Raw genomic sequence first — 20,046 nt, 5'->3', positions numbered from 1 at the left:
AAATAGAACGTTTAATAAAGGTTTTCTAATCTGAGTAAAGAATATCTTCTTGGGGTTTTATGGGAGGAAAACAGGGTACCATGGAATTTCTTCAAGGCAGGGGGTTGTCTAGAAAGCCAATTTTCACTGACCTTTTAGACAGCCCCCTAATATTGTTAGTATTTAATGATTTTTAATAGTACAACTCGAAAAATATGATCGTAACTGGGTAAATACGATCGTAACTCAAAAAATACGATCGTAACTGGGTAAATACGATCGTAACTCAAAAAATACGATCGTAACTGGGTAAATACGGGCGTAACTCAAAAATACGATCATAACTCGGCAAATACGATCGAACTCAGAGAATACAAATCAAATCTGGGAGTATCAATATCAACCCGGATGATTTTTTGACGTTAAGCCTATTGCGAAACCTATTTCCTTTCTAGCTCTGTATGTGGTACTTTTTCTAGTTACTTTTTATTTTAGGGACTTATCGGACAGCCATTATTTTATTTACCATCATAAAAGCAGGTCCAACATATTTGTATTTTAATTAAAATTTGAATTTTTACCAATAAAAAGATGAACTGCTACGTCTACTAAGTGAAGGGGGTGCAAAATGAATCAAACGAGTTTGCATCAATCAGATGAAGCCAATGAAAATATGGAAGAATTTAAGCAACTATTTGATGAGCATAAGAAGCATGTTTTTGCTATGGCGCTATCCATATTGAGAGACTTTGAATTGTCTGAGGATGTATTGCAAGAAGTGTATATTAAACTTTTCCAACATATGAAACATAATGAAATTTTAAATGTTAAAACATGGCTGATTCGTGTATCTAGAAACAAAGCATTAGATCTTTATCGAAAGAAGAAGCGTGAAATAACGGGATTTGATAACAATTATTTTGAACGGGTTCCATACATATCAAATGATCCTTTAGACAAAATCGTTTTATCAAAATACTTGGAATTGCTCGATAGCGCGGAAAGGCAGATTATCATCTTGAAGGACATCTCAGGAATGAAGCATAGAGAAATCGCTAAAATCATTGAAACGCCGCTTGGAACGGTACTTTGGAAGTATAGTATAGCTCTGAAAAAACTTAGAAAAGGTCTAGAAAGTAAGGAGGAAAACTGATGGAGAAAGAAAAAATACTGAAGCATTTAGATGATGGAATTGAAAAACAAGTACCGGATGTTTGGGATGAGATTAATAATCAGATCCATAAAACGAAAGAGCTTGGAAATTATAAAGAGCTTGTTATGCCAAGTAAGGTTAGCGCTCTAAACAAAAAAAGAACTCTTTACAAAAGGTTTTCAATTGCTGCAGCAATTTGCTTGATCGTATTCTCAACGATAATTTTCACACCAGCTTTAGCGGCTATTCAAGAGGCTTATGATAAAATCTTTTCGTCCAAACATATTGATGATACAGGTGTTAGAACTGCGATAAATCTGGGTCGTGGCCAAGAACTTGATCAAACATTTTATGATAAGAAGCATGACATAACAGTGAATTTTGAGATGGTGATGACAGATGATAAAGAGACAAAACTATTACTGACCTATCAAAGTGAAAAAACAGATTTAAAAAACTATTATCTCGATATTTTTGAAGGTGATACTTCGGTCAACCTTATTGTTGGAAATGAAAAAAAGAAAACATTAGGTTATGTAGGTTGGGGTAGCAGATATTACGACAGTAAAGAAAACAAAGTAGCAGAAGCCTTATCTTTTGAATCAATTAAAGAATATGAAGGACAAGACATCCGTTTAGAAATAGAGAATTTGACAATATATGATGAAAATGAGGCCGGAAACGTACAAACAATATGGCCGCTAAGTTTCAAGCTCGATCAATCCGCTATATCAGAAAGAGAAACAGTAGAAGTCAATAAAGAATTCACTTTTGAAGGAGAAACATACACGATTAAGCAGGTTGAGTTTTCAGCGATGGAAACAAGAGTGGTCGTTGCGACACCACCACCTGACACGCCCCCCGGACTAGGTAAGGATGGATTGCCAGGCAGAGTGATGAGTAAATTGGAACATCAATTTCTTAATGCAAGGAAAATCGATAAAGAATATGGTTATATCGTTGATGAAAAGAAATCAGGTGTATTTTTGAAATCAGCCGGCGAAAAAGTTGATCCGATTTTTAGTAAGGGTGAAGTAGAGGGTGCAGCTAACGAATATATTATGTTTTTTGCCCCGGTTAAGGATCGCCAAGACTGCATTCTCTTAGTTGGTGATGATATTAAAATACCATTAACTAAATAAGGCTTCCTTGGTTCATTATAAACGACACCGTCCTTTCTTCAATAAAATGATAAGATTATCTTCCACAAACGTGCTCTTTCCTTTAATAAAGAAAGGGCTCTTTTACATTCAGAGGAGGGAAGGAGGGGCAGATTGTTGGACAGAATTTTTTGTCCATACATAAGAAAATCAGGTCGTTGCAACAACTGAAACGAATCGATTGTGATTTAGTCATGATTGATCAGGCTGAGAGAAACGAAGAAATCGTAGACTCTGTAACTATTTTAATATTGTACATTACCCCACATTTATTGAACGTAGCGAGAAGCCGCCACAATGATTTTACAAAGCTAAAGAGAAAGGTTTTTTTCTTTAGCTTTTTTATTTTTTCGGAACTTATCATACAGATCCATTTGCGCTTATAAATTTTAGAAAATTATAAATATTCGTTGATTTTTTCGAGAGAATAACATACAATCATAATTGTAATCAATTGAAATCGTTTTCAGAAATCGATTTCATATATATAATGAAAGGAGGATCTTTTATAGTTTAGGAGGGATAGGATGACGACGATTGCGGATGTAGCTAAGCATGCAGGATTGTCAAGAGCTACCGTTTCAAGAGTAATTAATAATTATCAGTATGTAACAGAGGAAAAGAAAAAGCTGGTTCGTGATGCAATGAATGAATTAGGCTATTATCCGAATTCATCTGCTCAAAGATTAAGAAATCAAAAAACGAACATGATTGCCATATTAGTCCCGAGACTGACAAATCCATTTTTTACAAACATCATAGAAGGTATTGAGAAGGTTGCTGCGGAAAATGGACTCCAATTATTGATCTGCCAAACGAAATCAGATAAACAAAAAGAATTGAACTATTTCAAACTATTGAAGACAAAGCAGGTAGATGGGATTATTCTGACTGCAATAGAAAATGATTGGGAAAAGTTCAGCCCATTTTTGGATTGCGGCCCGATCGTATTATGTAATGAATATGATGAGGAAGCTACTGTACCAATGATCCGGCTCAATCAGTTCGAAGGCAGTTACATAGGAACAAGGCATCTGATTGAGAGAGGTCACCGGAAGATAGGCTATTGCGGTGGCGGTTCCATGAGTGGTCTTTCAACGGATCGAAAAAATGGCCTCAAAAAAGCTTTAGAGGATATAGGTCTTACATTAAACCCTGATTGGATATTTCTGAAAAGGTACAGTATTGAAGACGGTCAAAAAGTGATGAAGGAAATCGCTGCCATGGATGATCGTCCAACCGCAATCTTCACAGGCAGTGACGAAGTAGCTGCTGGTGTCATCAAAGAATCGAAAAATTCAGGTATAAAGGTTCCGGAAGATCTAGCCGTGATTGGATTTGATAATCAACCGATTGCTGAGATGATCGAACCAGGGCTAACAACGATTGAACAGCCAAGTGAAGAGATCGGCGAAAAGGCAATGGAAACGATGGTTGCCGTTTTGAATGAACAAAAATTCGATACGAGTTTAAATGGATTGAGTTTAGAACTGGTTGTCAGGGATTCCACGTGACGGACATCCCTTTCAATAAAACTATTTTGAAATCTATTACAATTTCCGACATTTATTTCTGAAATCGATTTCATATTTGAACAAGGGGGATTCTAGGATGAAAAGGTTGAAAAACAGTAAGCTGATGATGGTCTTCTTAGCACTTTTCTTAATTCTTGCAGCATGCAGTCCGAACTTAGCGGAGCCAAACACAGATGAGGGTGACGGTACAAAAGACTCTAAAGAGCAAGAAGAAGTAACGATTGTATACGCGCGTGGTAAAGATGCAACAGGAGCTACCCAAAAAATCGTTGACGCTTTCATGAAAAAGCATCCGAACATTAACGTCGAGGTTCGTGATATGCCAACAGATTCGGGAGCTCAACACGATCAATATGTAACTTCATTAAACGCGGGTTCATCGGAAATTGATGTATTTGATATTGATGTAATCTGGCCGGCAGAATTTGCTCAAGCTGAATATCTGCTGCCACTTGACCGGTTTATTCAACAGGATGGCATTAATTTAGAGGACTACAACCAAGGTCCGATTACGGCCGCAACTTTTAACGGAAAGCTTTGGGCGATGCCGAAATTCATTGATGCAGGAATGTTATTTTATCGTACCGATCTTGTAAAAGAGCCGCCAAAAACGTGGGATGATTTGATTGCTCAAGCATCAGAAATACAAGGGCAAGGAAAGACAAAATTCGGTTATTTAATGCAGGCAAAGCAGTATGAAGGATTAGTTTGTAACGCTGTTGAGTTCATTGCCGCCTACGGTGGTCAAATCATTGATGAAAATGGTGAGGTAGTGATTGATAGCGAAGATAGTGTACAAGGCTTGAAAAAGCTGATCGAAATTGCGAATTCTGATATCGTTCCAGACAACATTACAACATTTACGGAACCAGAATCACATACGGCATTTATAGAAGGGCAATCACCGTTCGTTCGGAACTGGCCTTACCAATATGCATTAGCAAATGACCCAGATCAATCGGAAATCGTAGATAAGGTTGCAGTTGCACCACTTCCAGAAGGTGACGCAGGTTCTGCGGCAGCTCTTGGTGGTTGGTTAGCAGCGATCAACAAATATTCTGAGCATCCGAAAGAGGCATGGGAATTCTTGAAGTTCATGACAGGACCTGAAGGACAAAAAATTGATGCCATTTATGGAAGTCATGCACCAACACTCCTAGCATTGTATGAAGACGAGGAAATCATCGAAGCAAACCCATTCTTTGGGGAAGAAGGCTTCCAACAAGCCCTAGAATCAGCTGTATCACGTCCAGTTGCGCCAAACTATGCTGAAATCTCTGAAATTATCCAGATTCAAGTTTCCAAAGCGATCGCTGGAGAAATCACGGCTGAAGAAGCGGTTAAAACAATGCAAAAAGAAATGGAAGCAAAGCTTGTAAAGTAAAGGTATAAGCACAAGGGGTGACTTAAAAGGTGCGAAGTCAAGTACCTTTGACACGAGTCATCCCCTACTTACTAATAAGTTTTCTTTTTACAGAAAGGAGTGAATGTGGTGAATGACTTGGAAACATCTCGGCAAAGCGAAATACCCCAAACCAAACCGAGTAAGCCGAAAAAACCTAAAAGGCAACTGTCTGAGAGGACAATAGGCTATTTGTTAGTGTCTCCCGCTTTAATCCTTATCTTTGCGATTGCCATTTGGCCTGTCCTACAATCTTTTTATTTCAGTTTGTTTGACTTAAGGCTGAATGATCCGACAAAATCATCGGTCAATTTGAATTACAGTATCGATTTGGATCGGTATTTATCGAACTATCCTTTCTTGATTGGCGGCATAGAGAGCGAAATCAGAAATGGGAATGCAGTGGATGAGCTGGAAGAGGTAAAAGAAAAATTACAGACATTGAATCAACAAATCCAAACTGACCCAGGTGCAGCGGAGAAATATGAGGCTGTGAATGAAAAGCTTAATAATTTTGAACGTGTACCTGACCACTTGAAGCTTGTAGAAATCGAACAACAAACCTCGCAAAATTATTTAGAAACGATAAAAGGTATCCAGAAAGACTTAGATGCATTACGTGGTCAAAATGAATTTAAGAACATCGATAAAATAGTAGGGCTATCGAATGGATTAGATGATGCAATTATAAAACCAAACTTTATAGGATTCGAGCATTATCAAAACAATTTAACCGATAAGCGGATGTGGAAGGCACTTGCTAATACCGTTACATTTACCGTCATTTCCGTTTTCATAGAGTTGGTGATCGGTCTGGCTATTGCATTACTGATCAATAAGGCATTTTTCGGACGTGGTCTTATACGGGCAAGTATTTTGATTCCATGGGCGATACCGACTGCCGTTTCAGCCTTGATGTGGAGGTACTTATATGATGGGCAGAACGGGATCATAGCAAAGATTTTCGCAGAGGTCGGCCTCGTTGATGAGATGTCGAGCCTTCTGACAACAAGTACAGGTGCAATGTTTTCCGTGATCTTCACCGATGTGTGGAAAACAATACCGTATATGGCATTGTTGATTTTAGCAGGGTTACAAACGATTCCGAAGTCATTGTATGAAGCCGCCGCAATTGACGGGGCAAACAAGTGGAAGCAATTCATTACGATCACATTACCATTACTGAAGACGAGCATACTCGTTGCCTTGCTGTTCCGGACCCTTGATGCATTCCGTGTGTTCGATTTGATTTTTGTATTGACAGGCGGCGGGCCAGCCAATTCAACAGAAACGATCTCGATCCTGGCATACACGGTCATGTTCTCCCAAACGAATTTTGGTGAGGGATCCGCATTATCCGTTATTGTGTTTATCTGTGTGGCGATTATTTCAGCCATTTTCATCAAGCTGTTAGGATCTGAACTGATTAAGGATGGATCAGCAAAGTAAAGAATTCGAAGTGTGAAGGAGGTCAGTAGAATGCAGAAGAAAGCAGGTCCGTTGTTTTATGTTTTTCTATTCCTGTTTGTATTTGTAGTCATGTTTCCTTTCTTGTGGATGCTCATCACCTCGATCAAGCCGATGTCGGAATTATTCGGTGAGAAGGCGTTCATGCCATTTACAGACAACCCAACGTTTAAAAACTATGCATCGGTCTTTCTCGATTATCCGTTCTTAAACTATTTATGGAACAGTTTTGTGGTCGCATCCATTACAACCATTTACACTGTATTTGTAGCTTCGTTTGCAGCCTATGCGATCGCTCGATTGAATTTCAAAGGAAAACCGATCATATTAGGAATCGTCCTGTCTGTATCGATGTTCCCTCAAATTGCGACGATTTCGCCGATTTATATCATTCTGAAAAACCTCGGTTTGACGAACAGCTATCTTGGACTCATCATCCCGTATACAACGATCACCTTGCCTTTATCGATTTGGATTCTCGTGACGTTTTTCCGGAAAATCCCGTTTGACCTGGAAGAGGCGGCAAGAATGGATGGGGCTTCCCTGCTGCAGACGTATTGGCGGGTGATCCTGCCACTGGCTGTACCAGGAATATTCACTACGGCTATCCTTGTTTTCATCGCGGCGTGGAATGAGTTTTTATTTGCTTTGACGATTAATACGGCTGAAAAATATAAGACAGTCCCTGTAGGTATCGCCATGTTCCAAGGTCAATACACGATTCCATGGGGAGAAATTTCGGCCGCAACCGTTGTGGTCACCATTCCATTAGTAATCATGGTATTATTTTTCCAACGGCGTATTGTTTCAGGACTGACATCAGGATCAGTAAAAGAATAGTAATAGTACGTGTTCAAAAAGGAGGATAAAAAGAGCCGAATTTCTGAAGTTCAACTAAAACCGTCACGTCCTGTGACAACGTTGAACTGACTCACATCCTGTGAGCCCGAGGCACGAAAGTCTCGAGGAAGGCTACTCACTTGGAGGCATCTTTGCTGCCTTGCACCGAGGAAGCTTTCATCGATAGCGTTAACTATTTAGACGCAGGTGCACATTGAATGACTTCGATGATAATCAATGCTTCATTGTAATACGTGAGGACCGGAGAGACCGAGTAACGAAGAAATTCGACAGCTATTTTTACCGGACTTTTTGAACAACCCCTAATAAGCTTTCAAGGAGGATTACTTCAATGTTGAACGTAACGGTATGGAACGAAAACCGGCATGAACAAAAGAATCCAAAGGTTCAGGAGGTTTACCCAGAGGGCATCCATGGTGCGATCGCACATTTTCTAGGAAAAGCAGAATATAACGTACAAACGGCAACTCTTGATGAACCAAAGCATGGATTAACAAAAGAGACTTTAGACAAAACCGATGTGCTGCTATGGTGGGGGCATATTGCGCATGAGGAAGTAAGGGACGACGTGGTTGAGAAGGTACATCAACGTGTATTAGACGGAATGGGATTGATCGTCCTGCATTCTGGTCATTTTTCGAAAATTTTCAAAAAACTGATGGGTACATCCTGTGATTTAAAGTGGCGCGAAGCAGATGAGAAAGAGCGCATTTGGGTTGTCGACCCGAGCCACCCTATTACTGAAGGAATTGGCGAGTATATTGAACTTGAAAAAGAAGAAATGTACGGAGAACATTTCGATATTCCAGCCCCAGATCAGCTTCTATTTGTAAGCTGGTTTGAAGGTGGAGAAGTATTCCGAAGCGGATGTACATATCAACGGGGGAAGGGGAAGGTATTCTACTTCCGACCAGGACATGAAACGTATCCAACCTATTATAATGAAGACGTTCAAAAAGTGATGATAAATGCAGTTCAATGGGCGAAACCGACTGAACTTCCTAAGCCTGTTTATGGGAATGCGGAGCCTTTGGAATTAATATTGAAAAAATCATAATTTCATAGAGAATGTTGACACATTTTTACAAGGAGTGGATTAGAGATGCGTAGATTAAGAGTTGGTGTTGTTGGTTGTGGAAGTATTGCGAAACATCGCCATTTACCAGAGTATGCGATGAATGAACATGTAGAAGTTACAGCCGTATGTGATATTGTAGAAGACCGAGCAATTGAAATGGCGGAAAAATACGGGGCAAAGGTGTATACCGATTATAAGGAATTAATCGCCAACGATGAAATTGATGCAGTCAGCGTTTGTACACCGAACTACTTGCATGCTCCTGTATCGATTGCGGCTCTTCAAGCAGGAAAGCACGTCCTTTGTGAGAAACCGATGGCTACATCGAAAGAGGAAGGGGAGCAGATGATTTCAGCAGCAGTTGAACAGGACAAGAAACTGATGATCGCTCATAACCAGCGTTTTGTACCTTCCCATGTAAAAGCGAAGCAGCTCATCGAGAATGGAGAAATCGGCAAGATTTATAGTTTCAGGACGACATTCGGGCATGGTGGACCAGAAGCCTGGAGTATGGACGGGAAGGAAAGCTGGTTTTTCCAAAAAGATAAAGCGTTCATCGGAGCAATGGGCGATTTAGGTGTTCACAAGACTGATTTGATCCGCTATCTACTAGGAGAAGAGGTAGTTGAAGTTGGGTCATTTGTTGAAACAAGTGCCAAGGATAACACAGATGTGGATGACACGGCGGTTTGTGTGTTGAAAACAGAGAGTGGCATCATCGGTACATTAGCAGCAAGCTGGTCGTATGTTTCCAAAGAAGACAACTCTACGATCATTTACGGAGAAAAAGCGATTTTACGATTGGAGGATGACCCTGCTTATTCGCTGATCGCACAGTATCAAAATGGTGAAGTAGTGAAATATGAATTGGGTGGCATTCAGACGAATGAATCAGGTGATCAAACGAACACACAAGTGATCGACAAATTTGTAGATTGTATAGTGAACGATACGGTATCCCCAGTCAGCGGAGAAGAAGGGATGAAATCATTGCAAGTGATTCTCGCAGCCCTTGAATCGAATGAAAAGAAAACAATCACTCGTCTCAATTGAGGTGGAAAAATAATGAGCAAACTACGAATGGGCATGATCGGGGTTGGAGGGATTGCCCAAGACAGACACATTCCCTCTTACTTGAAACTATCTGACAAAGCCACACTACAAGCTGTCAGTGATATTAATGAAGAAAGAGCAAAGGAAGTTGCAGAAAAATTCGGGATACCGAAGATCTATACAGATTACCATGAAATGCTGGAACACGTCGATGCAGTGACGATTGGTACCCCGAATAAATTCCACTCAGAAATGACTGTCGCTGCATTAGAGGCGGGGGTACATGTGTTTTGTGAAAAGCCGATGGCGATGACGGTTGAAGAGTGTGAAGCAATGGTCAGGTCTTATGAACTGCCGTTCTACAACAATTTAGGATCTTATATACATATGGGCTTATGAAAGGAAACTGTCCGTTAGTTGAACTAGATTATATCTTATTTTCTTTGCTCTAGTGCCAAACTTACTGCAAGTCCACCTAACACAGTCGCCATGAACCATCGTTGGATTTTTATCCAGACGGGTCGTTTCCCAAACCAGATGGAGACCTGACCTGCAAAAATTACAATCAAGGAATTTACGATAAAGCTAATCGTTATCTGTGTGATCCCTAATATTGCTGTCTGAAGGAAAAATGATCCATTTTCAGGGCTTTGAAATTGCGGAAGTAGGGATACATACAGGATTGCAATTTTTGGATTTAACAAACTGGTCATTAATCCAGTAAAAAATAACTTTTTGGGTCTTTCAATTTGTAGATGTTTTGGCTCAAATATTGAATTTCCACCTGATTTTATCGCATTCCAAGCTAACCAAAGCAAATATACTGAACCCATCCATTTTATTATTTCATAAATAACTGGTACATTTTCAAATAAAACTGCGAGACCAAACATCGTCGCTATTACATATATTAGAAAGCCGAGGACGATGCCCAAAAGAGAAATTACCCCTGCTCTTTTTCCTTGTGTAATAGAGCGTGATATCAAATAAATCATATTAGGACCTGGTGAACACACAATCCCTAACGAAACAAGTGCAAATGCAGCTAAAGTACTGAAGTCAAACATCAAATCCCCCTTAATGAGTAATTTTTTCACTCAATTATACTCCAATACTTCATTTTATTTAATAAAGAAAATCTGAAATCTATAAAATAATGGTTACAGAGCAAAACAAAATGGAATAAATCATACTTTGCTTAGTTTTTATCCTGAAAGGGCGAATACACTTTGAGACCATTTAAAATAAATTCGTATTGATCATCCTTTACAACTAAAGAATATAGGATGACATTTAAGATAACAAAAATTCGAATACCTCACTATTCATAAAAATTAAGTACTTCTCGTGCTCTGTCCTTAATTTTATTGATTAGATTATCCGGTGAAATGACTTTCAATTGGTTTCCAAAGCCTAAAATAAAATTTATCGCTTCATCTTCTGTAGGAAAATTCAAGTTCATCTCTGTCCACCCATCCTTGATTTCCTTTCCAATATGTGTTGACCGAACGAAACGACCAGTAAACATCATTCTATCCTTAACTAAAGGAGAAGCTTTTACATTCACGTTAAATTCGGGGAGTTTCTGAACGAATTCTTTTTTAGATTCCTCCCAATAGTCGGCTAATCTGAAATGGTTTGGTCTTTCAAAATACTCATCTATGAGGGAGGCTTTTAAAATCCGTCCAATTTTATAGTTGCGATATTCATCATTTTCATTCAAAGCTACGATATACCATGTACTCCCTTTCGCTACTAATCCTAGTGGTTTGATACTCGTCTCTTTGATTTCCCCGCTTGGTTTTTTATAATCGAGTTTCACTTTTTGGTTATTCATGACTACTTGCTGGATCACGTCCATTGGTGGATTCGGATCGTTCTTCTCGTTTCTCCAGGTTCCCATATCTACATAAACTCGTTCCCAAAGATTCATTGCACGCTCCCTCGATTGCTCGGGTAGTGATAATAGCAACTTATCTCGAATATCCGCCGTTGATATATCCATATTTAAATCAGAAAGAAGCTTTTCAGCATGAGGTAAGAATAGGGAAAGGACTTCTTTTTCCTTCAACCAGCTTAGTTTTTGTTTCCAATCATCTACAAGCTTCCAGCCTCCAGTCTTTCCCCTTTCTGAATAAACGGGAATGCCCGCAGCACTTAAGGATTCCATATCCCTATGAATCGTTCGTTCAGAAACTTCCAGTTCCCTTGCAAGCATCGGTGTGGAAATCGTTTCCCCATATTGTAAAAGGATTAAAATTTTCATCATTCTTTCAGCTTTCATAAGCAATACTCCCTAAAATACCTTTTTGAAACCATGACATTAGGTGTCATATATTCACTCTATAATAAAATCAATAAAATAGAAAGGATAGATGAAAAATGGCTTCTTTGAAGAATAAAATAGCGATTGTAGCTGGGGGAACTAGAGGTGCAGGACGAGCGATAGCCATTAAATTAGGTGAGGCTGGAGCTACGGTATATGTAACAGGGCGCACAACCAAAGAGGAACTTTCTCCTATGCAGCGAAAAGAAACCATCGAGGAGACAGCTGATTTAGTTACGGAAGCTGGAGGTCATGGGATTCCTATAAAAGTAGATCATACAGTCGAGGAACAAGTGAAAAATTTAGTAGAAAGAGTGGATCAGGAACAAACGGGCCAATTGGATATTCTCGTCAATGATATATGGGGAGGGGATCCGTTGACAGAGTGGGGAAAGGATGTAGGAGAACATAGTCTGCAAAAGGGGATACAAATGCACAAGCAAGCGGTTCTTGCCCATATTATAACTTCTCATTACGCAGTACCGCTAATGAAGAGAAACAATAAAGGATTGATTATTGAAATCACAGACGGTGTAGATTATAAATATCGAGGAAACTTCTATTATAGCTTGGCAAAGATCTCAAATATCCATATGGCTCATGCGATGGCTGAAGACCTCAAAGACTACAACATCACATCGCTTGCTTTGACACCAGGATTTCTTCGTTCTGAAGCAATGTTAGACCATTTTGGTGTGAGTGAGAACAATTGGAAGGAAGGCGCGAAGGTAGAAAAACATTTCATCGCTTCTGAAACACCATTTTATATTGGGGAGGCATTAAAGCAGCTTGCTTTAGACCCAAATGTACGAAGATTCAACGGAAAAACCTTAAGTACCTGGGGGCTTTCAGAGATTTATCATTTTAAAGACATTGATGGAAACCAGCCACACTGGGGTAATTATTACAAAAAGTATGTTGAATAAATCAGTGGCGCGTTTCTTACTAACGCGCCGTCTCATGAATAACGTTCTAAAAAGCGTACCTTTTGAAAAGTATTTTGAGTCATTGCTCCTGGGACTCCTTTTCGCAATCCCAACATTTCACAAGAATTCCCATTCCGCATTCAGCAGTTTTTACATATGAATTATCTCCGCTGGAGTACGGCACGTAGGAAGGTTAATGGAGTTTTCGTTTATTCAAAAGACTCCGCCATACTGACTAATTGCTTTTTACTTACTTCCTTTGGTGAAAGTTTTGCATAATAAGTTACTTCATAATTTATACCAGCATCTTCCCAAGCAAGAATTCTTTTCCTAGAATCTTTTGGAATAAACAATCATTGTATGTTCTTTTTTACGTATTTAACTCCATTTGCATTTCATATTTCGATGACCACTGAAATATCCTGCAGTTATAATAGCTATAGAATAGCCATTATAATAGGTAGGGAGAGAAGTAAGATGAATACCTTCAAATTTACAACGTTGATCCTTTTAACAACATTTTTAATGGGTTCTTCTTTTTCTGTAGGTAAAATAGGGTTAGCTTATTCATCCCCATTGTTATTAGCAGCATTACGCTTCACACTTGCAGGAATCATCATGGCAGTAATCGTTATCGCTTTGAAAAGACCGCACCCGTCATCCAGAGGAAATTGGATCAGGATGCTTATTATCGGTGCTCTCCAAACTGCTGGAGTTATGGGGTGTATTTTCTTAAGTTTACGAACGATTACGGCGAGTGAATCCTCAATTCTTACCTTCACAAATCCATTGCTTGTTGTTATCCTCGGTACGGTGTTTTTACGAATTCGTTATAGACTTTATCAATGGATTGGTGTCCTTTTAGGGTTAGCGGGGGTAAGTATTACAATGGGGGCACAGGTTGAATTTAAAATTGGCATTCTTTTCGGAATCCTTTCCGCTGTTTTCTGGGCAAGTTCAACATTGTTAGTTAAAAAGTGGGGTGCGTTGTTCGACACATGGGTCTTGTCCGCCTATCAAATGCTTTTCGGAGGTTTGTTGCTTTTCGTTTGTAGCTTCACTCTTGAAAAATCGAATTTCATTTTAAACGGTTATTCCCTTTCCATTTTACTGTGGCTAAGTATTATGTCCTCGATCGTTCAATTTGCTGTCTGGTATTATCTTTTACAGAAGAGAGATCCAGGTAAGACAAGTGCCTATTTATTCCTGGCACCTTTCTTCGGTGTATTAACGGGCTGGTTATTATTAGATGATCCGTTATACCCTTCAATCATCGTTGGGGGTCTGTTCATCATTATCGGCATTTATCTTGTAAACAACAATTCTCAAAAGAAAAAGTTGAGAAAATCGCAAAAAAGCATCGGCAAAATCTGTTTTTACTGGAGAAGGAAAAAAGTTTATGACGGTGGAAACTGAGTTATGAATCAGAGGTGTTGACTGCTGTCTAGGATTAGTTGAAGTTAATATCAGTGTGTGAGAATGTGTTATTATATGGTAAAGATTTATCAAAGAAAAAGAGGTGAAGTAATGGTAAGAAGGGGAGAGGTAGCCTCCTGAAATAGACGTGGTATTATTTTAGGAGGCTATCTTAATAAATAGGAGATGTATGAATGATGAAACAAAACAAATATGATGATGCTAATTTCTATTCCCAGTATGAAAAAATGCCACGATCAGTCAAAGGGCTTGAAGGTGCGGGAGAGTGGCATGTATTAAAAGCACTAATGCCAGACCTTCGAGGTAAGAGCGTGCTTGATCTGGGTTGTGGTTTCGGTTGGCATTGCCGATATGCACGTGAGCAGCAAGCAAGTTCTGTCGTTGGGGTAGATATTTCGGAAAAAATGCTGCAAAAAGCTCGTGAAAGCACAGATGATCCTTTGATTTCGTATTTAAAAAAGCCAATTGAAGACATCCATTTTTCAGACTCTCAATTTGATGTGGTGATCAGTTCTTTGGCATTCCACTATATTCAGTCGTTTGAAGCAATCTGCAAGAAAATTCATGATTGTCTAAAGCCTGGGGGTGCTTTCGTCTTTTCAGTGGAACATCCAATCTTTACTTCTCGGAACGAACAAGATTGGTATTGCGATGATCAAGGAAACCGTCTGCATTGGCCAGTTGACAACTATCAATTAGAAGGAGTGCGTGAGACAACATTTTTAACTGAGAACGTTGTTAAATACCATCGTACGATTTCGACGTATATAAATGACTTAATTGGTTCCGGATTTAAGATAAGAGCAATCAAGGAGCCGATGCCTTCGGATGAAATGTTAAAGAGTGTTCCTGAAATGAGAGACGAAAACCGAAGACCTATGTTTTTAATGATCTCAGCAGAAAAGGAAATTGTATCTCCAAAATAAAAGTTAGTTGACAGTTTTAATGAAAAGTTCCTACAAGAATTAGGGACTTTTCTAATGAACGAACGGGGAGGATGACGAAAGAACAAAACGATATAAATCATATGCGTGAATATTGGGTCGTACATATTGTGTTGTATTACAAAAACACGGGAGGATTACATGGATAAACAAACACTATTAAATCGTTATACGGATGAACAAAGGATTCACTCTGAACTTCCAGGCTGGAATCGAGAAGCGGTTGGAAGTGTCATTCGGCATGTATCTGCAGATTCTGGTCTTATACTTTACTCTGAATTAACTGAAAAAGATGTTGATATAGCCATCGATGAACAGATTCAGTATTTTAAGAGACTTGGTAAGCCGTTCAAATGGAAATGGTTTGATTATGACACTCCTGGCAACCTAAAGGAGAGGCTTAAAAAGAAGGGATTTGAAGGACGTGACCCGGTATCTTTGATGATCAATCCCTTAAGCACCGAAAATTCACTTTTACATAAAAAAGTTTCCTCTATTATTCGTACCATATCAACAGCGAAAGAAATCGATGACATTATTTCATTACAAAATTTAATATGGGATGTTGATTTTTCGGGATTAGGGAATCGATTAAAAAGTGACAAGGCGGAAACTCCAAATTTGCTGCACATTTATGCCGCATATGTAAACGATAAACCCGTAAGTGCTGCTTGGATGTATCTAGATGCTGGGACCTCTTTTGGAAGTTTGTGGGGTGGTTCTACTTTGCCAGAATATCGAGGACAAGGAATTTATACGGATCTGCTAGCTATACGTGCGCAAAAGGCATGGGAAATGGGATATACATTATTAACTGTAGATGCAACAAAAATGAGTGAACCTATTCTAGAAAAGAGAGGATTTCAAAAACTCGGAATTACGATTCCGTATCAGTCACCAGCAGATTAAAGATTAAGGTAAATATGGAACAGTGATCTTAACTTTCATTGTTCCTTTTTAATTTACCTATATTGATTACAATGCCGCTATCCGATTATCTCAACCATTTTCAATTTCCGATTACATGGTCTTTTTTATCCTTTATTAAACGGAACGATTTCCTTAAAGCCTGATTCATAATTAATAATCCTTTCCTCCAGCCAACCTCAGTCTAAAGTTTGAAAAGAACTTCATTCGATTTAACGATTCCTAGATCCATTTATATCGATACAATAATGTTACAACACGAGGAAGAAAGGTAAGAAATTTGATTATTATACAAAGGATGTGGAACCTATGAAACTAAACCATATCAATCTTACGGTCACTGACGTCAACGCGGCTCGAGAGTTTTTGGAAAAATACTTTAACCTGAAAACCAAGAGCACACACGGTGACTCCTTCGCTGTTCTGTTAGACAATGATGGCTTATTACTCGCCTTGATGAAAGGTACTCCCGTCAACTATCCTAAGTCCTTTCATATTGGCTTTGCACAAGACAGTGAAGATCAGGTGAACGAAATCAATCAACGCTTGAAGAATGATGGATTCGATGTAAAACCGCCCAAAAAGGCTCATCGATGGACCTTTTATGTTAAAGCCCCAGGTGGATTTACCGTTGAGGTTTGCAACTAAACACAGCATTAGTGTACTCGATATGTAGCAGATGCTCACCGGGAAAGTAGAATCCGGAAATGGTCGCGGAAAAATCGCCCTTTCAATATATGGATGACTCGTAACAGAAAAGACCGATAATCTGTTATGAGTTTTGCTCTGTTTTGACTCTTTATTCATCTTCTAATATCATTTTTATAATCAGTGTAAATCAGATTAATAGGAGGCGGACAGTGCTATGGGCAAAGTAATCCGAGCAGAGGTCAATGGAAATCCAGCCAATGCTGAAGATTTTCAAATCGTTGGTTTACTTAATTATGGCCATATTACTTCTACGATAGCTGTAGATGGAAAGTGAGAGGAGTAGACCTTCATCTAGACAGACCTCATAACTCAATTGCTGTTTGGATGTGGGAGTGATAAACAAAAAGTCCGTGGATACATGAGGCATGCTATGAGAAATATTAACGAACCAGTCATCATACGTGTGAATGTATTTTCTCGTGAGATTAGTTTGGATAAGTTAGAAGATACTTTCGAACCAGAAATTTTAGTAACGGTAATGAAAGCGTCAATTCATTCATTACCGCCTCTACGATTGCAGACAACTGAATATGAACGGGACATTCCAGAGGTGAAAAACGTCGGAGGATTTGGTCGAATTTATCGCCGCCGTCTTGCGAAGATGAATGGTTTCGATGATGTCTTTTTTATAGATTCAATGGGGCGAATTTCTGAAGGATCCATCTCGAATATCGGCTTCTATGATGGGGAACGAATCATTTGGCCCAAAGCTGCTGCACTTCCAGGCATAGCCATGCAACTCATTCAAGTTGGAAAGAAATGATATAAAGTTTGAGATATGTGAGGTCTATCCTGAAGACCTCACATCATTTAAATCAGCATTTTTCACCAATGCTTCCATAGGCTCTCAAACAATTTCAAGTATTGATGGTATTAAGTTTACTATCGACCCCCATTTAAATACTTTTTTATCTGATTCCTATGAAAGCAATCCTCTTGAGTTTATATGAGCAAATAAAATCGTAATAAATAAACAAGAATTTAATTACTTGACTTAATTACATTATTGAAGATATTATAGATTCATTAAGTCTATAATATAATTAGGAGGTGAGAAAGTGAAGTATTCAAAGGCAACGAATTATGCACTCCACACGATTGTTTATTTGGCTCTTTTACCACCAGGGAAGACAATAGGTGTAAAGCCTTTGGCTGAAGTTCAAAAAGTGTCGCCTACGTATCTTTCTAAAGTATTAACGAATTTAGTTAAAGCTGGTTTTATCGAATCCGTTACAGGAGTTAACGGTGGATATAAATTAATTAAAGATGCAAAAAATATAACGTTCTTAGATATCATACATGCCATTGAAGGGAAAACGTCATTGTTTAACTGCAGTTTAGATAATAATTTACACGATAGACAAAATTGCCTCATTGAAAAAGTAATGAATGAAGCTGAACAAAAAATGGAAGAACATCTAAGCACTAAAACTATTGAAGATATCATACAAAAGTTTGATAAAAATAAAGTACATTGTATAACTTCTGCAGTAAATTAATTTTTTTAATCTAATTATAGACTATAAATATCTTTAATGTCTTTAATATTAAATGGGGTGAAAATATGATTTTAGATTGTGCAATAATAGGTGGCGGTCCTGCAGGGTTGAATGCTGCTCTTGTATTAGGCAGGGCTAAAAGAAAAGTTATTCTCTTTGACAATGATCAGCCTAGAAACGCTGTTACCCAGGAGTCGCACGGATTTATCACTAGAGATGGTGTTTCACCAAGAGAGTTCAGAGCCTTGGCTCATCAAGACATCAGTAAATATCCATCCGTAAAAATAAAAAAATCCAAAATTGTAGAGGTGAAAAAGGAAAGTAGTTCAATGTTTAACCTAATAACTCATGAAGGTAAGTCATTTTTATGTAGGAAAATCATTGTTGCAACGGGTCTTAAAGAAAGCTTACCTAATGTAAATGGAATTAGGGATTATTATGGTAAGAGTATATTTAGTTGTCCTTATTGTGATGGCTGGGAATTAAGAGAACAACCTTTGGTACTCATTTCTGAAAACAAACATGTTTCCCATATGGCAAAGGTGATTTATCAATGGAGTAAAGACTTAGTTGTTTGTACGAATGGCAATAAAATAATTCCGGAAACAGAGCAGCAATTACTTAAAAGAAAAGGTATTCGTATCAAGGAAGAACGAATTATACATTTAAGAGGTTCGGATGGAAAATTAGAAAAGGTTGTTTTTGAGGACGGTACAGAAATGGAACGAACAGGAGGTTTTGTTACAACTGAACTTGGACAATTCAATGATCTTGCCAGTGCTTTGGGATGTAAGATGAGTAAAAATGGCGGAATTATTGCTGATGATCTAGGTAGGACAAATGTACAAGATGTATATGCGGCAGGAGATACATCTCTATCTGGTCCTTCACAGTTAATAATCTCTGCAGCTCAAGGGGTTCGCGCTGCAATGGGAGTGAATTTTGATTTGACGATGGCAGAATTTAAATAAAATCTGTAAACTAACGGGTGCGCGCGACAAGTTCTGCTATAAGCGCTTTGTAGCGTGAAATGCAGGGAATTCGTTTGATAGATTCCAACTTTATATCGGAAGGNGCTTTGTAGCGTGAAATGCAGGGAATTCGTTTGATAGATTCCAACTTTATATCGGAAGGTCGGAATGATGAAACCATGTTTTCTGAAACGACCTCATCAATACTCCTGCGTGCGTCATGAATGACAGTTCATGGGGTTCGAAGCACAGGTAGAGTCGGCAGAAGGAAGGCTAGAGCCATTCCATTGGAAAAGGTATGCTAACTGATATGCCGCATGGCTGAAAAACTAGATAAGGTGAGAATGTTCCACTCGAAAGGAACTGACGAACTTCCGAATGTAAGGGTCTAAAGTTAGAACATAGTGTAATGCTATGTCCTACCCTACGGTGGGGCGAGTGGTGTAGAGTAAAACTGCGCCCTCTGAAATACGCTATACCGAACAATGGCGGTATCAAGCTCGCAGGCTTAAAGGAAGCACCTAAGTCTAGAATGGATAGCTACGTTATAAGGTACTTGGGAAGCAGGGAACGTTGAAACAAGGACTGTCATCCAAAACGTTTGCTATAAGGTAAAA

19 protein-coding genes are annotated in these 20,046 nt (G+C 38.8%); 17 read left to right on the top strand and 2 right to left on the bottom strand.

The annotated features are described in order from the left end of the window. The first annotated feature begins 607 nt into the window (after positions 1–607). The 9 genes from NON16_RS24255 to NON16_RS24215 all read left to right on the top strand — a co-directional run bounded on the left by NON16_RS24255 (position 608) and on the right by NON16_RS24215 (position 10,087). Positions 608–1,132: an RNA polymerase sigma factor gene (locus tag NON16_RS24255; RefSeq protein ID WP_257352067.1), complete on the top strand. Its 525-nt coding sequence runs from the start codon at positions 608–610 to the stop codon at positions 1,130–1,132. After that, positions 1,132–2,274, top strand: a complete 1,143-nt coding sequence (locus tag NON16_RS24250; protein WP_257352066.1) for a DUF4179 domain-containing protein — start codon at positions 1,132–1,134, stop codon at positions 2,272–2,274. Before NON16_RS24255 ends, NON16_RS24250 begins: the two co-directional genes overlap by 1 nt. Before the next feature lie 545 nt (positions 2,275–2,819). Next, positions 2,820–3,806 carry a LacI family DNA-binding transcriptional regulator gene (locus NON16_RS24245; protein WP_257352065.1) on the top strand — a complete coding sequence of 329 codons (987 nt, stop codon included), beginning with the start codon at positions 2,820–2,822 and terminating at the stop codon, positions 3,804–3,806. Positions 3,807–3,903: 97 nt separating this feature from the next. Further along, positions 3,904–5,211: an ABC transporter substrate-binding protein gene (locus NON16_RS24240; protein ID WP_257352064.1), complete on the top strand. Its 1,308-nt coding sequence runs from the start codon at positions 3,904–3,906 to the stop codon at positions 5,209–5,211. 186 nt (positions 5,212–5,397) lie between these two features. Beyond that, complete coding sequence (locus NON16_RS24235; RefSeq protein ID WP_257352085.1) at positions 5,398–6,678, top strand: carbohydrate ABC transporter permease; 1,281 nt, start codon at positions 5,398–5,400, stop codon at positions 6,676–6,678. Between the two features lie 30 nt (positions 6,679–6,708). Next, positions 6,709–7,536 (top strand): carbohydrate ABC transporter permease, encoded by an 828-nt coding sequence (locus NON16_RS24230; protein ID WP_257352063.1) that lies wholly within the window; start codon positions 6,709–6,711, stop codon positions 7,534–7,536. A gap of 352 nt (positions 7,537–7,888) precedes the next feature. Further along, a complete protein-coding gene (locus NON16_RS24225) occupies positions 7,889–8,614 on the top strand; it encodes a ThuA domain-containing protein (RefSeq protein ID WP_257352062.1) in 726 nt (241 codons plus the stop codon). A 45-nt stretch (positions 8,615–8,659) separates the two neighbouring features. Continuing rightward, positions 8,660–9,688 (top strand): Gfo/Idh/MocA family protein, encoded by a 1,029-nt coding sequence (locus NON16_RS24220; RefSeq protein WP_257352061.1) that lies wholly within the window; start codon positions 8,660–8,662, stop codon positions 9,686–9,688. 12 nt (positions 9,689–9,700) lie between these two features. After that, positions 9,701–10,087 (top strand): Gfo/Idh/MocA family protein, encoded by a 387-nt coding sequence (locus NON16_RS24215; RefSeq protein ID WP_308216652.1) that lies wholly within the window; start codon positions 9,701–9,703, stop codon positions 10,085–10,087. Between the two features lie 35 nt (positions 10,088–10,122). On the opposite strand, the gene NON16_RS24210 is transcribed toward NON16_RS24215, so the two are convergent. Both NON16_RS24210 and NON16_RS24205 read right to left on the bottom strand, forming a co-directional pair. Continuing rightward, positions 10,123–10,755, bottom strand: coding sequence for a LysE family translocator (locus NON16_RS24210; RefSeq protein WP_257352084.1), 633 nt, complete (start codon positions 10,753–10,755; stop codon positions 10,123–10,125). Positions 10,756–11,009: 254 nt separating this feature from the next. Then, positions 11,010–11,972 carry a helix-turn-helix transcriptional regulator gene (locus NON16_RS24205; RefSeq protein WP_257352060.1) on the bottom strand — a complete coding sequence of 321 codons (963 nt, stop codon included), beginning with the start codon at positions 11,970–11,972 and terminating at the stop codon, positions 11,010–11,012. A 98-nt stretch (positions 11,973–12,070) separates the two neighbouring features. On the opposite strand from NON16_RS24205, the gene NON16_RS24200 reads away from it, so the two are divergent. The 8 genes from NON16_RS24200 to NON16_RS24165 all read left to right on the top strand — a co-directional run bounded on the left by NON16_RS24200 (position 12,071) and on the right by NON16_RS24165 (position 19,429). Next, positions 12,071–12,940, top strand: a complete 870-nt coding sequence (locus tag NON16_RS24200; RefSeq protein WP_257352059.1) for an SDR family oxidoreductase — start codon at positions 12,071–12,073, stop codon at positions 12,938–12,940. 477 nt (positions 12,941–13,417) lie between these two features. Beyond that, positions 13,418–14,356 carry a DMT family transporter gene (locus NON16_RS24195; protein WP_257352058.1) on the top strand — a complete coding sequence of 313 codons (939 nt, stop codon included), beginning with the start codon at positions 13,418–13,420 and terminating at the stop codon, positions 14,354–14,356. A gap of 197 nt (positions 14,357–14,553) precedes the next feature. Then, a complete protein-coding gene (locus tag NON16_RS24190; protein WP_257352083.1) occupies positions 14,554–15,303 on the top strand; it encodes a class I SAM-dependent methyltransferase in 750 nt (249 codons plus the stop codon). A gap of 159 nt (positions 15,304–15,462) precedes the next feature. Further along, the gene (locus NON16_RS24185; protein ID WP_257352057.1) at positions 15,463–16,230 is read left to right on the top strand and encodes a GNAT family N-acetyltransferase; all 768 of its coding nucleotides are present in this window, start codon (positions 15,463–15,465) and stop codon (positions 16,228–16,230) included. A 327-nt stretch (positions 16,231–16,557) separates the two neighbouring features. Beyond that, entirely contained in the window at positions 16,558–16,896 is a 339-nt protein-coding gene (locus tag NON16_RS24180; RefSeq protein ID WP_257352056.1) for a VOC family protein, read from the top strand. 433 nt (positions 16,897–17,329) lie between these two features. After that, positions 17,330–17,722 (top strand): aminotransferase class IV, encoded by a 393-nt coding sequence (locus tag NON16_RS24175; RefSeq protein ID WP_257352055.1) that lies wholly within the window; start codon positions 17,330–17,332, stop codon positions 17,720–17,722. A 295-nt stretch (positions 17,723–18,017) separates the two neighbouring features. Further along, positions 18,018–18,458, top strand: coding sequence for an Rrf2 family transcriptional regulator (locus tag NON16_RS24170; protein WP_257352053.1), 441 nt, complete (start codon positions 18,018–18,020; stop codon positions 18,456–18,458). 65 nt (positions 18,459–18,523) lie between these two features. After that, positions 18,524–19,429, top strand: a complete 906-nt coding sequence (locus tag NON16_RS24165) for an NAD(P)/FAD-dependent oxidoreductase (protein WP_257352052.1) — start codon at positions 18,524–18,526, stop codon at positions 19,427–19,429. The last annotated feature ends 617 nt before the right edge of the window (positions 19,430–20,046 follow it).

The organism is Pseudalkalibacillus decolorationis (assembly GCF_024609785.1).
GTDB lineage: Bacteria > Bacillota > Bacilli > Bacillales > Fictibacillaceae > Pseudalkalibacillus > Pseudalkalibacillus decolorationis.
This window is presented reverse-complemented; position numbering and strand designations above follow the sequence as displayed.

Excerpts from the sequence above, each read along its gene's own strand:
- NON16_RS24255 (WP_257352067.1), top strand. The coding sequence starts at position 608 with ATGAATCAAACGAGTTTGCATCAATCAGATGAAGCCAATGAAAATATG.
- NON16_RS24250 (WP_257352066.1), top strand. The coding sequence starts at position 1,132 with ATGGAGAAAGAAAAAATACTGAAGCATTTAGATGATGGAATTGAAAAA.
- NON16_RS24245 (WP_257352065.1), top strand. The coding sequence starts at position 2,820 with ATGACGACGATTGCGGATGTAGCTAAGCATGCAGGATTGTCAAGAGCT.
- NON16_RS24240 (WP_257352064.1), top strand. The coding sequence starts at position 3,904 with ATGAAAAGGTTGAAAAACAGTAAGCTGATGATGGTCTTCTTAGCACTT.
- NON16_RS24230 (WP_257352063.1), top strand. The coding sequence starts at position 6,709 with ATGCAGAAGAAAGCAGGTCCGTTGTTTTATGTTTTTCTATTCCTGTTT.
- NON16_RS24225 (WP_257352062.1), top strand. The coding sequence starts at position 7,889 with ATGTTGAACGTAACGGTATGGAACGAAAACCGGCATGAACAAAAGAAT.
- NON16_RS24220 (WP_257352061.1), top strand. The coding sequence starts at position 8,660 with ATGCGTAGATTAAGAGTTGGTGTTGTTGGTTGTGGAAGTATTGCGAAA.
- NON16_RS24215 (WP_308216652.1), top strand. The coding sequence starts at position 9,701 with ATGAGCAAACTACGAATGGGCATGATCGGGGTTGGAGGGATTGCCCAA.
- NON16_RS24210 (WP_257352084.1), bottom strand. The coding sequence starts at position 10,755 with ATGTTTGACTTCAGTACTTTAGCTGCATTTGCACTTGTTTCGTTAGGG.
- NON16_RS24205 (WP_257352060.1), bottom strand. The coding sequence starts at position 11,972 with ATGAAAGCTGAAAGAATGATGAAAATTTTAATCCTTTTACAATATGGG.
- NON16_RS24200 (WP_257352059.1), top strand. The coding sequence starts at position 12,071 with ATGGCTTCTTTGAAGAATAAAATAGCGATTGTAGCTGGGGGAACTAGA.
- NON16_RS24195 (WP_257352058.1), top strand. The coding sequence starts at position 13,418 with ATGAATACCTTCAAATTTACAACGTTGATCCTTTTAACAACATTTTTA.
- NON16_RS24190 (WP_257352083.1), top strand. The coding sequence starts at position 14,554 with ATGAAACAAAACAAATATGATGATGCTAATTTCTATTCCCAGTATGAA.
- NON16_RS24185 (WP_257352057.1), top strand. The coding sequence starts at position 15,463 with ATGGATAAACAAACACTATTAAATCGTTATACGGATGAACAAAGGATT.
- NON16_RS24180 (WP_257352056.1), top strand. The coding sequence starts at position 16,558 with ATGAAACTAAACCATATCAATCTTACGGTCACTGACGTCAACGCGGCT.
- NON16_RS24175 (WP_257352055.1), top strand. The coding sequence starts at position 17,330 with ATGAGAAATATTAACGAACCAGTCATCATACGTGTGAATGTATTTTCT.
- NON16_RS24165 (WP_257352052.1), top strand. The coding sequence starts at position 18,524 with ATGATTTTAGATTGTGCAATAATAGGTGGCGGTCCTGCAGGGTTGAAT.